The sequence below is a fragment of the Ligilactobacillus ruminis ATCC 27782 genome (genome assembly GCF_000224985.1).
GTDB lineage: Bacteria > Bacillota > Bacilli > Lactobacillales > Lactobacillaceae > Ligilactobacillus > Ligilactobacillus ruminis.
Genome location: NC_015975.1, coordinates 200,488 through 214,413 on the forward strand (window position 1 = coordinate 200,488; position 13,926 = coordinate 214,413).

At 44.9% G+C, this 13,926-nt stretch carries 14 protein-coding genes; 11 read left to right on the plus strand and 3 right to left on the minus strand.

Translation table 11 applies throughout. From position 1 onward, the window contains the following. Positions 1-139: 139 nt before the first annotated feature. Entirely contained in the window at positions 140-1,528 is a 1,389-nt protein-coding gene (locus tag LRC_RS00930) for an amino acid permease (RefSeq protein WP_014072789.1), read from the plus strand. A 372-nt stretch (positions 1,529-1,900) separates the two neighbouring features. On the opposite strand, the gene LRC_RS00935 is transcribed toward LRC_RS00930, so the two are convergent. Continuing rightward, complete coding sequence (locus tag LRC_RS00935; protein WP_014072790.1) at positions 1,901-3,085, minus strand: cation:proton antiporter; 1,185 nt, start codon at positions 3,083-3,085, stop codon at positions 1,901-1,903. Here LRC_RS00935 and LRC_RS11100 point away from each other — a divergent pair. Both LRC_RS11100 and LRC_RS11110 read left to right on the plus strand, forming a co-directional pair. Then, positions 2,976-3,449 (plus strand): hypothetical protein, encoded by a 474-nt coding sequence (locus tag LRC_RS11100; protein ID WP_167316999.1) that lies wholly within the window; start codon positions 2,976-2,978, stop codon positions 3,447-3,449. The two genes, LRC_RS00935 and LRC_RS11100, sit on opposite strands and share 110 nt — an antisense overlap. A 202-nt stretch (positions 3,450-3,651) precedes the next feature. Further along, complete coding sequence (locus LRC_RS11110) at positions 3,652-3,855, plus strand: hypothetical protein (protein WP_167317000.1); 204 nt, start codon at positions 3,652-3,654, stop codon at positions 3,853-3,855. On the opposite strand, the gene LRC_RS00950 is transcribed toward LRC_RS11110, so the two are convergent. Continuing rightward, a complete protein-coding gene (locus tag LRC_RS00950) occupies positions 3,845-4,012 on the minus strand; it encodes a hypothetical protein (RefSeq protein ID WP_003697867.1) in 168 nt (55 codons plus the stop codon). The two genes, LRC_RS11110 and LRC_RS00950, sit on opposite strands and share 11 nt — an antisense overlap. Positions 4,013-4,161: 149 nt before the next feature. Between LRC_RS00950 and LRC_RS00955 the strand changes: the two genes are divergently transcribed. From LRC_RS00955 to LRC_RS00975, 4 genes are all read left to right on the plus strand, one after another. Further along, the gene (locus LRC_RS00955; RefSeq protein ID WP_014072791.1) at positions 4,162-4,731 is read left to right on the plus strand and encodes a guanylate kinase; all 570 of its coding nucleotides are present in this window, start codon (positions 4,162-4,164) and stop codon (positions 4,729-4,731) included. A 164-nt stretch (positions 4,732-4,895) separates the two neighbouring features. Continuing rightward, complete coding sequence (locus LRC_RS00960; protein WP_014072792.1) at positions 4,896-5,327, plus strand: Fur family transcriptional regulator; 432 nt, start codon at positions 4,896-4,898, stop codon at positions 5,325-5,327. A gap of 478 nt (positions 5,328-5,805) precedes the next feature. Then, positions 5,806-6,732 carry a DUF6681 family protein gene (locus LRC_RS00970; protein ID WP_014072793.1) on the plus strand — a complete coding sequence of 309 codons (927 nt, stop codon included), beginning with the start codon at positions 5,806-5,808 and terminating at the stop codon, positions 6,730-6,732. Positions 6,733-7,032: 300 nt separating this feature from the next. Next, positions 7,033-7,431: a GNAT family N-acetyltransferase gene (locus LRC_RS00975; protein ID WP_014072795.1), complete on the plus strand. Its 399-nt coding sequence runs from the start codon at positions 7,033-7,035 to the stop codon at positions 7,429-7,431. A gap of 51 nt (positions 7,432-7,482) precedes the next feature. On the opposite strand, the gene hflX is transcribed toward LRC_RS00975, so the two are convergent. After that, positions 7,483-8,742: a GTPase HflX gene (hflX, locus tag LRC_RS00980; RefSeq protein ID WP_014072796.1), complete on the minus strand. Its 1,260-nt coding sequence runs from the start codon at positions 8,740-8,742 to the stop codon at positions 7,483-7,485. 382 nt (positions 8,743-9,124) lie between these two features. On the opposite strand from hflX, the gene LRC_RS00985 reads away from it, so the two are divergent. From LRC_RS00985 to LRC_RS01000, 4 genes are all read left to right on the plus strand, one after another. Continuing rightward, positions 9,125-10,753, plus strand: coding sequence for a peptide ABC transporter substrate-binding protein (locus tag LRC_RS00985; RefSeq protein WP_014072797.1), 1,629 nt, complete (start codon positions 9,125-9,127; stop codon positions 10,751-10,753). A gap of 144 nt (positions 10,754-10,897) precedes the next feature. Then, the gene (opp3b, locus tag LRC_RS00990) at positions 10,898-11,827 is read left to right on the plus strand and encodes an oligopeptide ABC transporter permease (RefSeq protein WP_003697876.1); all 930 of its coding nucleotides are present in this window, start codon (positions 10,898-10,900) and stop codon (positions 11,825-11,827) included. A 3-nt stretch (positions 11,828-11,830) separates the two neighbouring features. Further along, entirely contained in the window at positions 11,831-12,874 is a 1,044-nt protein-coding gene (locus tag LRC_RS00995; RefSeq protein WP_003695614.1) for an ABC transporter permease, read from the plus strand. A 9-nt stretch (positions 12,875-12,883) separates the two neighbouring features. After that, positions 12,884-13,924 carry an ABC transporter ATP-binding protein gene (locus LRC_RS01000; protein WP_014072798.1) on the plus strand — a complete coding sequence of 347 codons (1,041 nt, stop codon included), beginning with the start codon at positions 12,884-12,886 and terminating at the stop codon, positions 13,922-13,924. Positions 13,925-13,926 lie beyond the last annotated feature (2 nt).

Below are 13,926 nucleotides of genomic sequence, written 5' to 3' on the forward strand. Positions count from 1 at the left end.
TTTTTCTCATTTTTAAACGCTGATATGACAAGGAATGATGGATGTGGAAGGGCATACATTCTAAGATTTTCTAATTGACATCTAATCCTGAAATAAGTATTATTTGTAGATGAAACAATTTTTATCAGGAGGCCCTTTTATGAATTTTAAAGAGAGAGTTTTTAGAAAAGAGAGCCTGGCACGTTACCTTGACTCGGACAAAAAGTTCTCCAAGCAGCTTGGAGCTTTTGATTTGATCGCAATGGGAATCGGCATCGTAATCGGGACCGGGATTTTTATTCTTCCCGGAACGGTTGCAGCCATGCACAGCGGTCCTGCAATCATTTTATCTTTTGTCGTTGCTGCAGTGGTTTGTTCGCTTGCGGCCATGTGCTACGCTGAATTTTCTTCTGCTCTGCCGGTTGCGGGTTCCGCATATTCTTTTGGGAACGTCGTTTTCGGCGAGATTGTCGGTTGGTTTTTGGGATGGGCCTTGATCTTGGAATACATGCTCGCCGTTGCGGCAACCTCTACTGGATTTTCCGCATATATGAGATCATTGTTCGAAGGATTCGGAATCAATCTTCCAAAGGCAATCAGCGGTCCGTTTGATCCCTCAAAGGGGACCTATGTCAACTTGATTTCGATTTTGATCGTCTTGTTCATTTCTTTGATTTTGTCGCGAGGCGTCAGAACTTCAATGACGGTCAACAGCATTATGGTTTTCGTCAAAGTTACAATCATCATTGCGTTCATTGCAGTCGGATGTTTTTACGTCAAGCCGTCAAATTGGCATCCGTTCATGCCGTTTGGCTTTGGCGGCGTAATGGCCGGAGCGGCTCAAGTCTTTTTCGCCTATCTTGGTTTTGATGCTGTTGCCGCATCGGCAGCCGAAGTTAAAAATCCGTCGCGCAACATGCCGCGCGGGATTATCGGCACGCTGATGATCTGCACCGTGCTCTATATGCTCGTTTCGGTTGTTTTGACGGGGATGGTTTCTTACAAGAAACTTGACGTGGCGGATCCCGTTGCTTTTGCGCTTCATGCCGTCAATCAAAACTGGTTTGCCGGTGTTCTTTCCGTTGGTGCTTTGGCCGGGATGTTTACGATGATGGTTTCGATGATTTTCAGTTCTTCAAGGCTGATCTACTCAATCGGGCGCGATGGACTGCTGCCAAAGTTTCTCGGCAAAATCAACGAGAAGACCAAAACGCCGGAACACAGCATGGCTGCGGTAACGATCATTATTGCTTTGATGGGCGGATTCGTTTCGCTGGATCAGTTGACCAATCTGGTTAATATCGGCACGCTGTTGGCATTTACGTTCGTTTCGCTCGGCATCATCCCGCTTCGACGCCGTCAGGATTTGCAAAACGATGGTTTCAAGGTACCGTTTTATCCCGTGCTTCCGATTTTGTCCGCAGTTCTTTGCGTCGTGATGCTTCTGCAGCTTTCTGCAGAAACATGGATTGCATCCGGCATTTGGTTTGCGATCGGGATGGTAATCTACTTCGGATACGGTATCAGGCACAGCAAGCTGGCTTCATGATGATTTGGAATAAGATAAGATGTTCTGAAAAAAACTATGCCTCAAACTAAAAAACCGGATGACTTGTTGATTCAAGTCATCCGGTTTTTTTGCGTATGCCCTGTTATGATGGAAACGTCAAAAGGAGTCGAGGGCCGCATTTTACGGGCAGATTTCAAAAATCGCCATTTTGCCCGTAACCGAGGACTGCATTTTACGGGCAAATCCCAAAAATCACCGTTTTGCCCGTAACCGAGGGCTGCATTTTACGGGCAAATCCCCAAAAGCGCCATTTTGCCCGTAAATGCTCGCGGAATCGCCCTGTCTCATTGTGCAATCAGACAATCAAAACAAGCGCCCCGCTTCTTAATTAGCATCAGGCGCTTGTTTTGACTAAGCTTTTTTTTCTTTAAGAGCCTTCTTTTGTGCCATGACTGAATGCTTCAGCATGAACGGAGCAATCACCGTGGTCAGAATGATGACGATGATCACGCCGGAGTAGAAGTCGCTCGAAAGCAATTTTGCCTCGTATCCGACTTGGGCGATGATCAGAGCCATTTCACCGCGAGAAACCATTCCGGCACCGATGATGTCTGCGGAACGCATGCTCATGCCAAGGATTTTTGCGCCAAAGCCGCAACCGATCCACTTGGTCAGCAATGCCAAAATCGTCAGCGGGATAACGAAAATCAGATCCTTAAAGAAACCGTCAAACGTCATGTTGAGTCCGATGCTGACGAAGAACATCGGGATGAACACCGCATACCCGATCGGTTCGATGTTCGAGTCGATTTCTTTTTTGCAAGGCGTCTGTGCAACCGCAACGCCGGCAAAGAATGCGCCGACAACGTTGCTCAAGCCGACTTCTTCTGCAAGATAGGACATGCCCATGCAGATAAAGACCGACATCAGAACCACTGAAGACGGAATCGAGAGTTTTTCTGCGATGCTCATGAGGAACGGAGCAATGTATTTGAACAACAGATAGATTCCTGCAAAATACAGTGCCTGAAGCACCAACGAGAGTCCGATGTTCGACTGGACGTGCCCGCCCGATTTGGCTGCAACGTCGCTGAAGATGCTGACGAGCACGCTTAAAATCAGGACGGCCAGAATATCATCGATGACGGCCGCTCCAAGAATGGTAGTACCTTCCTTAGAGTCGAGGAAATGCAATTCTTTAAGAACCTCAACTGAAATTGAGACTGAAGTCGCAGCAAACGTCACGCCCAAAAAGATTGCCTGTTCATTTGAAAAGGAAAAGAGCTTCCCAAACAGGAAAACCAGGCCGACGGGAACGATGACGCCGCAGACCGCAACGGAAAATGCAGGCTTTAAATATTTTTTGAGCAGTTCCAAATCACTTTCAAGTCCGGCGATAAACATTAAAATGATCACGCCAATTTCAGAGAAGGTATGAACGAAAGAATTGTTGGTGACCAGACCCAGGACGGCAGGCCCCAAGACGATGCCGACGAGCAATTCGCCGATGACGGCCGGCATGCCGACCCTGCGGCTGAAGTGGCCGGCCAATGCTGTGGTGATTAAAACGAGACTGAGTGTCCCTAAATATGACATAGATTCATTCTTCCTTCCTGCCAAAATTCAAAAAAGACCAACTATAAAAATTATATATGGCCATTATACCCAAATTGTGATCTCTTTAGCAAGATATTGCGGAAGAGAATCGGGGGATGAAAAGGTCCTTAGAATCTTGGGAGTCGCCCGATTTGATCCTGCGAGTCAGGAAAATGCAGTGCCCGGACTCAAAAATAGTTGCCGCTTGCCTTTGCATTTTTCATTTACGAACGACCTTGGAACATCGGCTTCTGCATTTGACAGCAAAAAAGAGGCTGGGAAAAAAGTCTCTTTTCCCTTTGAGTTAAACGAAAAGCCGAACGAAGGAGGTCGGGTTGCGACTGACTTTGTCTGGCATTTTTAAATGCAGTGCTGCTCGACCGATCTTAGCCAAGATCTTACGCAATTTTACGGACAAAATGCCCTTTTTGGCTGATTTGTCCGTAAGCAAAACGCATTTTACGGACAAACGGTTATTTTCGCCTATTTTGTCCGTAATCGTCGTTTTTCGAGCAGGTCGTTTACGGACAGAAGACCCATTTTCATTGATGTGTCCGTAAACGTCAGTGATTTTGCCAAATGCAGCGCCTGATAAATCAGCGCGCCAAACTATTTTTGGTTATTTTCATCATAGCAATCAATCGTCCTTCAGTCCTGCATACGAAAAAAAACGGATCATATTTGCAATTGATTGCAAATATGATCCGGCTTCTCGATTTGAGACAGAGTTTTTTTCCCAGCCTCCTGCTTCAGAAGTTGTCAGAATTTGACGTTTTTATCGATTTTAGACAGTGCAAAAAGTGCATCTTGGATCGTAATGCCGGATGCTTCAAATTTAGGGTTATCATTTGAGCGGGCAATAAAGAGTTGACTTTTCATGTCTAAGGAAATTGAATAGTTGGTTTTTGAAAATTGACCAAACTTCATAACTTTGCCCTCCATTTCATAGTAAAATTAGATTAGGAAGCGTTGAATCAAAAAATATGAATTCGTTTACAACCTAATGAGACAAGTATACTATGTAATCGCCTTTTTTGCAAACAATATGCTTGTTGACATACTTTGGAGGAAAAACAATGGAGAACAAAGTAATTGTTTTATGCGGTGCTCCGGGCAGCGGCAAAACGACCGTCCGCAAATATCTGACGGAAAATTTTGCAATTGAACCGGTTTTGACGCATACGACCAGGCTAAAACGGAAGGGCGAGCACGACGGAATCGACTACTGGTTTGAAACGCGTGAAACTTTTTTTAAAAATCACTATTTGGAATATGTCGAATATGACGGCAATCTGTACGGATCGTCTTATGAAAGTTTGGAACGTGCCTGGCAAAGGGCTCCGGTTGCGACGATCGTTCTTGATACAAAGGGTGCGGAAACGTACCTGGAACGGATACCCGAAAAAACGGAGGTCGTCTATCTTTGCGTGACCGATGAAAAAGTTCAAAGAGAACGCATGGAGCAACGCGGAGACGATGCTGACAAAATACAGCGCAGGCTTGCTTCGCAGGAAGCAAAGCGCGACAAGCACTTGCCCGACAAGCTTGTTAAGCATGTGCATGTCATCGAAAACGATGACTGGGAAGAAACCAAGGTCAAAATCCAGACTCTGCTACAAATGTTGGGAATCGAAACAACTTGTTGATTTTTGCGGATTTGGACAAGATTTTGAAGTCGTCTGCTTCAATGCGGAAATTTTGAGCAAGCTGATTTACTTGTCTGGCCAGATGAATTATAATAATTAGTAATTATTACGATTTAATCAAAACGGTAAAATACGCTAGACATTGTCAAAATGGAGGAAAAAGCATGATCAATCAAGCTCTTCAATTGCTTAAAAGCCACAATTACAAAATTACGAAGCAAAGAAGAACCATGTTGGAATATTTGAGTGGATTTCGCGAAAATTACGTCAACGTCACGAAAATCGATGAGCATATGCGCGAATTGTTTCCCGGCATCAGTCATGATACGGTCTATCGCAATATTCGCGAATTTGCCGAAATCGGCATTCTTGAAACAAAAAGCCGCCCCAACGGAACCTGTGTAAAATATCAATGCGATTTCAATCAGATGCATCATCACCACTTCGTTTGTCGCAAATGCGGACGCGTTCAGGAAATCAAGATATGTCCGCTCGATTTTCAAAAACAACTGCCGGGATGCGTGATCGAGGATCATCGTTTCGAATTGACGGGACTGTGTTCCGAGTGTGCCGGGACGGAACGCAATTTTAAATAAACTTTAAGCCTGATTAGCCAGGAATTGTAGTAGGATAGGTAAATGGAAACAAACTAGAAATGAGGGTAACAAAATGGCAAAACGAACACCGCCATTGTTGACGCCGTTTGCAATCATGTCAATCGTGCTGGCGCTCGGCGCAACAAACGTGGCAGTCAACGAGGTTACGCATACGTCAGAAGGGCGTGCGCGCGTTTCAACGGTCTCAAGTTCATCTTCCAGCGTCGAAAGCGTCTCACAATCGTCGGAAAGCAGACCTGAGCCGGATCGAAAAGATGAAAGTTCTTCTTCGTCAGAACAGCAAAGTTCTGCAGAAAGTACGACGCAGGAAAGCACGGCTTCAAACCAGGAAAGTTCAAGTTCAGAGACGAAAAAANAAAGCTCAAGCTCCTCGTCTTCATCAAGCAGCAGCTCGAGCTCGTCTTCGTCAAGCTCGTCTGCGACAGACAACCAAGACGATGAAGGGGGTGAATAAACGATGTTCAGCATTCTTGGAATAATCAACAGCTATATCGGATATTTCAGCATGAACGCCAAGCTGAAGAGTCAAGTTTACACGTCTTTGGGAACTTTGGGCAACTTCTATCTATTATATGTTGCTTACCGTTTCTTTGCGAACGGCTTTTATCTGCGCGGCTTTCTTTATATTCTGGCCTTTCTCGTCCTGGCCTATTTCGCTTATTTGAACATTCTTTATTATTTTACGAAAGACAAGTCTTCAAAGTACGACATTACGCCAAAAATCGAGCAGCTTCTCGGAATCAAAGCAAAAGACCATCTGGCGGAATACGAAAAGCGCAAGAATCAGGCACCGGGATATGTTCAAACGAACGGCATTTTCAAGGATGAGGAGTTTCTCCCGTCCGTTGTCACGACAAATGCCGAGCAAAAAGCAAATATTCAGGCTTTGGTCAAGAATCTGGCGAATGTCGGATACCTTGATTTGAACTATGGCGGCATGGCAGAAGATGACATGCTGGCGATTGTCAGGGAAGGTTCTGCAACGAGTTTTCAAGCCTTGGCCGAACCGGTCGCTTTGCCGTATTTCGAGCTGGTCGAACGTGCCGGTCGTATGTTTATTTACGGTGGTACCAATCAGATGGAAGCAAAGCCGCTTGGAGAAGTCAAAACGATCGGTCTCTTGAGTGCCAGGGAAGCTGCCAAACGCTACAAGCTTTCCGTTGCAACGGCATGTTTGACCAAGGGACCTTACAAGGTTGCCGGTCGCTCCAGCATGTTGGAAAAGGATGCCGAGTTTGAGCTTGACGTTCAGATTGCCTATCGTGATCCTGAAAAAGAACTTGCGGAAAAGAAAAAAAGAGAAGAAGCGGAAAAAACTTCAGAAACTATGACCGTTTCCGACGTGCCGCATCATTTGAGCAGAAAAGACAAGTGGAATCATTAATAAATGTCCTAAGGCATGCAGGATTTTGCAAAATGCAGAGTTCCGTATGCCTTTTTGTTTTGCTGATGCGGATCAATGCGCTGCATTTGACAAAAAAGCGTGTTTCAAAACGGGTAAACCGACAATTGCTGCTGGAGTTTTCAATCTAATTATATAAGTTATAGTCTCTTAAGTTTTTTTTATAAAACTGGCCGATATCTAGAAAAATGCTTGAAATATCGCAATGTATAAAATATAATGTAATTGTCTATTTTATAATCTTTTTTTAATATAAGGTGAATTTGGAGGGGAGTTGGTTTCATGGAGCTGGTGGTGAATCCAAAGATTAACAAAAACGAATTGATTGAGCTTTATAAGTCCGTTGGCTGGACTGCCGACGTGAACAACATCGACAATCTTCGCAAAGGTATGAAAAAATCTTATGTGATTGCAGCGTATGAGGACAAGAAACTGATCGGGCTTGTTCGGGCCTTAAGCGACTACGCAACGGTTGTTTATGTTCAGGATCTGCTCGTTGCATCGGATTATCAGGGCAAGCGCGTAGGGAAGAGCCTGATGCATCATTTGCTGAATTATTTCGGATCGGTCGGCCAAATTATCGTGACGGCCAAGAATGACGAGCGAATCGGCAAGTTTTTCCGCTATTTGAATTTCAAAGAAGAAAGCAAGAACACTTACGAAATTGATCGAAGAGACTAAAAAATGCAGAGCTGACATTGACGTGTCAACTCTGCATCTTTCATTTGCCGACTAGTGCATTTCAAAGCGGCTGAGTCTGCTGTGAAGTTCCGGCGAGACGTTTGCGGAAATGACGGTACCGTCTTCTTCATAAGTCGTTTCCAAAACGGTGCCGCGGACGTTCAGTTCGTCAAGATACCGTCCTTCGGAAAACGGAATTTTGAACGTAACGATGCGATCGTCTTTGAAGATGTTTTCTTTGATCAGTTCGACGATTTTTTCGATTGAGGCAGGATCTTTGGCAGAATACGTGATTTGATTTCCGAGAATTTCAGGATACGGAGCTTCGGTCAAATCTGCCTTGTTGAAGGCGTAAATCATCGGGATGTTTTCAACGCCGATTTCCTTGAGCGTCGTTTCCGTCGTTTTGATCATGTCGCAATAGTTCGGATCGGAAACGTCGATGACCTGAACGAGCAGGTCGGCTTTGGCTGCTTCGGAAAGGGTCGATTTGAACGCTTGGACTAGCTGGTGCGGCAAGTGCGAAACGAAGCCGACGGTGTCGCTGATCAAAAAATCCTTGTTGTCTTTGAAATGCAGTCTGCGAACCGAGGTGTCAAGCGTGGCAAAAAGCATATCCTTTTCAAAAACCTGTTTGTCGTCGTCCTTTCCGCAGACCCTGAGAAGACCGTTCATAGTCGTTGATTTGCCGGCATTCGTATAGCCGACGAGAGCGACCGATCTCAAACCGCTTGCGTCGCGCTGTTTGCGCGTGACGTTTTGTTTTTCTTCGATGTCCTTCAGCTCTTTTTTCAGGATGCTGATGCGTTTGCCGATGACGCGCCTGTCTTTTTCGAGCTTGGTTTCACCGCCGCCGCGACTGTTGAATGAACCGCCGCCGCCACCGGTCTGCTGATCAAGCTTGACTTTGTCGTTGTCAGTGTGAAGTCTCGGCAGGCTGATGCGCAGCTGGGCAATCTGAACCTGAAGCTTGGCTTCTTTTGAGCGTGCTCTTGATGCGAATATTTCAAGAATCAGCGCTGTTCGATCGATGATTTTCATGTCGGTCAGGTCACCGAGATTTCTGATCTGCATAGGCGTGAGTTCGTCGTTGACGATTAAAATCTTGGCATCATGAATCTTTCCCTGGGTTTTAATTTCTTCTGCTTTTCCGCGTCCGACGTATGATGCGGAAACGGGTCGCTCAAGTTTTTGAATGACCGTGTTCTTGACTTCCATGTCGCAGGCTTCGGCAAGGTTTGCAAGCTCCTGCATGGTGTAGTCAAAGTCCGGCTGATTCAAATCGGCGCCGCAGATTATTACAGGTGTCATCTAATCCCTCGCTTTCTTAGCGTAAAATTGTCTTTATTATAGCATTGCGGCATTTCATCGTTAAGAATAATGCTTTGAATTCTTAGAAAAATACAGGGTGTAAACGCTTCTTTGAGCTTTTGGAAAGATTACTCATTAAAGCAATTTTTTAAAAATTATTAGATTGATTTAAGGGGCGCAATCTTGATATGTCGGCAAAAGACGATAAAATTGTTAATTTTTTTAAAAGCCCGTCACGGCAACGATTAAGAATATTTTTGGACAGAAATATATTGGAAAATTAGATTTGGCACTTGAATTTAATACGGTTATCATATAAAATTTAATCAACTGTAAAAAGACATTTTGAAATTATCTGACATTATTAAGGAGTTGTTAAGATATGAAATTAGCAAAAGTTGCAGCTGCAGGCTCTGTTGCTGCCTTGTGTGCTTTGATGCTTGGCGCTTGCGGTTCCAAAGCAAGCGATTCAGCTTCAAAGCAGGTTTTGAATTGGAACGAATCTGCTGAATTGCCGACAATGGATCTTTCCAAGGCGACTGACGTTGTCAGTTTCGATACGTTAAACAACACGATGGAAGGTCTTTATCGTTTGGGCAAGGATTCAAAGATCGAACCAGGTATTGCTACTAAGACAAAGGTTTCTTCGGACGGCTTGACATATACGTTTACCTTGCGCAAGGATGCCAAGTGGTCAAACGGTGACAAGGTTACTGCCAAGGACTTTGTCTACTCATGGCGTCGTACGCTTGATCCTAAGACAAATTCGCAATATGCATATTTGTTTGAAGGAATCAAGAACGCAACTGACGTTATGAACGGCAAGAAGTCAACCAAGGAAGTCGGCGTCAAGGCTGACGGCGACTACAAGCTGGTCGTTACGTTGGACAAGCAGATTCCATACTTTAAGCTGTTGATGGGCTTCCCAGTGTTCTTCCCGCAAAATCAAAAGACTGTTGAAAAGTACGGTTCCAAGTACGGTACTGCTTCCAAGTACATGTGCTACGACGGTCCGTTCAATTTGACGAAGTGGACGGGTACGAACCTTTCCTGGTCTTTGAAGAAAAGCGACAATTACTGGGATAAGAAGAGCGTCAAGCTTGATGCTATCAACTTCAAGGTTAACAAGAGCAACTCAACGGCTTACAACCTGTATCAATCCGGCAAGCTTGATGCAACGAGCCTGAGTGCGGAACAAGCCAAGCAGTTGAAGGGTCAATCCGGATATACGGTTCGTCAGGCCGCTTCGGCATTCTATTTCCAGTACAACCAAACAAAGCCTGAATTCCAGAACAAGAAGATTCGTCAAGCAATCTCAATGGTCATTGACCGCAAGGAATTCGTAAACAAGGTTCTTGGCAACGGTTCAATTCCTGCGAAGGGTCTGGTCTCAAGCGGTCTTGCAACGCGCAATGGCAAAGATTTTGCTGATGCTTCCTACGTCAAGGACGGCGTAACCGTAAACATTGCAAAGGCCAAGAAACTCTGGGCTGAAGGTTTGAAGGAAATCGGCAAGGACAGCTTGACGTTCGGACTTTTGAGCGATGACACCGATATTGCAAAGAAGACGACTGAATTCATCCAAAGCGCGATTGAATCAAACTTGAAGGGTGCAAAGGTCGAATGTGCTAACGTTCCGTTCAAGACACGCCTGAACCGTACGAACCAGGGTCAGTTCGGCATCGTAATCTCAGCATGGGGTGCTGACTTCGCAGATCCGATTTCATTCCTTGACATGTTCACGTCAAACAACTCCTATAACGCAGGAAAATGGAAGAATGCTCAATACGATAATCTGATTGAAGCATCCAAGTCAACCGATGCTGGCAATGCCGCCAAGCGTTGGGACGATTTGGTGAATGCTGAAAAGATCCTTATCCAAGAACAAGGGATTTCTCCTTTGTATCAACAAGCAACGGCTTGGATGGTTAAGCCAAAGGTTAAGGGTGTAATTTACAACTCTGCAGGTGCAAATTACAACTTTAAGAATACTTACGTTTCAGGCAACTAATTCGATAGATTTATCATTTAAATAACTGTTGTTGGGGAAAGAATTTCGCTTTCCCCAATTGGTTTATTTTAAAGAGAAATGCGCAGATGCCTGTAATACGGGATTTTGACGTTTCTTAAAACAAAGATTGTGAGAGGATTTGTTATGAAAAAATACCTGGCAAAAAGGGTTTTCTATATGGCACTCACATTGTTCTTGGTAGCAACCATCACGTTCTTTTTGATGAAGCTGATGCCAGGGACGCCATATTCTAACCAAGAAAAAATGACACCTGAACAGATTCAGATCATGAACCAGCAATATGGCTTGGACAAACCTGTTTGGATGCAATATTTGATGTATCTTGGCGGAATGCTCCATGGGGACATGGGTACTTCTTTCCAATTCAGCAACCAACCAGTATCATACTTGATTGCAACTCGTATCGGGGCTTCTGCACAACTTGGTATTCAAGCAATGATTTTCGGCGTATTCTTCGGAATCATCTTGGGATCCATTGCTGCCATCAATCGCAACACGTGGGTTGATACGTTGGTCACAGTTCTGTCAATTATCGGCAAGTCCGTTCCAAACTTCGTTTTGGCCGTGCTTTTGCAATATTATATTGCCTTGAAACTCGGCATCTTACCGATTGCCGATTGGGGCGGGTTCTCATACACGATTTTGCCGACGATTGCGCTTGGCGTAGGTCCGTTGGCTGAAACCGCCCGTTTTATTCGAACCGGCATGGTTGACGTTTTGAATTCTGATTATATTGAGCTTGCACGTGCCAAAGGCTTGAGCAAGTTCCAAATTGTCTATCATCATGCGCTTCGCAACAGTTTGATCCCGCTCATTACCTTGATTGGACCATATACTGTTTCGTTGATGACCGGTTCCATGGTTATCGAAAACATCTTCTCGATTCCTGGTATCGGTGAACAATTCGTCAAGTCAATCACGACAAACGACTATCCAACGATCATGGGTGTTACGATGCTCTTCTCCGCAGGCTTGGTGGCAGTTATTCTATTGACCGACATCATCTACGGAATCATCGACCCGCGCATTCGTCTTGCTGGAAATGAGGATTAAGCTATGGAAGAAAATTTGAAGTTAGATCCGGAAGCAAAAGTTTCACCGGAAGATTTTCAAGCTTTGCCAAAAGAAGAAGAGCTTGATGCTGAAAAAATCGCGGCCCCATCCTTAACTTTCACACAGGATGCATGGCGTCGTCTTAAGAAAAACAAAGGTGCCGTTATTTCGCTTTTTGTCATTATCGTAATGATTGTTGTGGCTTTTGGTTCGACACCGTTCATTAATCATGATACTTTGGTCAAATCCGCGCCTAAGTATGCCAACCTGCCTGCCAAGATTCCTGGCGTAGACATCAATGGGTTTAACGGCAAGCTCAAGCAAGGCGGAGTTTGGGTTGACCAATACAAGGCAAACAATATTCCTGAAGGAACATACTTTGTTTTGGGGACTGATTATCTTGGTCACTCGCTTGCGCAACGTATCATCTATGGTACGAAAGTTTCGTTGATCGTTGCTTTGGTCGCAACGTTCTTTGACCTTACGATAGGGGTCTCGTATGGCATTGTCTCAGGCTGGAAAGGCGGGATGGTGGATAATGTCATGCAGCGTATTATTGAAATCATCTCGTCGATTCCAAGTCTTGTCATTGTCGTTTTGATGCTGCTCGTCTTCAAACCCGGCATGACGTCAATCATCTTGGCCATTGCCATTTCAAGTTGGACGACGATGGCCCGAATGATTCGAGCGGAGACGCTCCAGCTGAAGAGTCAGGAATATGTTTTGGCCGCAAGAACATTGGGAGAATCACCGATTAAGATTGCGATGAAACATTTGGTTCCGAACCTTTCAAGCATCATCATCATTCAGACGATGTACACGATTCCGAGTGCCATCTTCTTCGAAGCGTTCCTGAGTTTCATCGGTATCGGTATTTCTGCTCCTGAAACGTCTCTTGGGGTATTGCTCAACGATGGTCAAAAGAACTTCCAATTCCTGCCATACCAGATGTGGTATCCGGCAATCGTTCTTTGTGTATTGATGATTTCCTTTAACCTTTTAGGCGACGGTCTTCGCGATGCATTTGATCCAAAGACAAGAAGGTAGGTAATTAAGATGGGCGAAAGAATTTTAGACGTAAAGAACCTTAAAATTAATTTCCACACCTATGCTGGCGATGTAAAAGCCATTCGTGATGTCAGTTTCCACCTTGATAAAGGTGAAACGCTCGCCATCGTTGGTGAATCCGGCTCAGGCAAGTCCGTTACGACGAAGAGTCTGATGGGGCTTCTTGCCAACAACGCTGAAGTTGTCGGCGGCTCGATCATGTACCGCGGTGAAGATTTGCTGAAGAAGACCGAAAAGGAAATGCAAGAAATTCGCGGCAAGGACATTGCGATGATTTTCCAGGATCCGATGACGTCATTGGATCCGACGATGAAAATCGGTCGCCAGATTGCCGAACCGCTGATGATTCACAAAAATGTCGATAAGAAGAAGGCCTGGGCACAGGCTCTTGAGATTTTGAAGCTGGTCGGGATTGCAAATGCAGAAGAACGTATCAACGATTATCCTCATCAATTCTCAGGCGGCCAGCGTCAGCGTATCGTGATTGCGATTGCGCTCGTTTGCTATCCGGAAATTCTAATTGCTGATGAACCTACAACTGCTTTGGACGTTACGATTCAGGCTCAAATTCTGAATTTGATGAAAGAGCTTCAACAAAAAATTGAAACATCCATCATCTTCATCACCCATGACTTGGGCGTTGTTGCGGGGATGGCTGATCGCGTTGCCGTTATGTACGCCGGTCAAATCATCGAATACGGAACGGTTGATGAGATCTTCTACAATCCTAAGCATCCATATACATGGGGCTTGCTGAACTCAATGCCGACGCTTTCAAGTACAAAGCTTGAAGCAATCCCGGGCACTCCTCCCGACTTGCTTGATCCGCCTAAGGGCGATCCGTTTGCAGCTCGTAATCCGTATGCCATGAAGATTGATGCTGAAAAACAGCCACCATTCTTCAAGGTTTCTGATACGCACTATGCAGCAACATGGCTCTTGCACAAGGATGCGCCAAAGATTACGCCACCTGACGAAATCCTGCGTCGCCAAAAAATTTGGCAAGAAATGCAAGCAGCTGCTAAATAGTT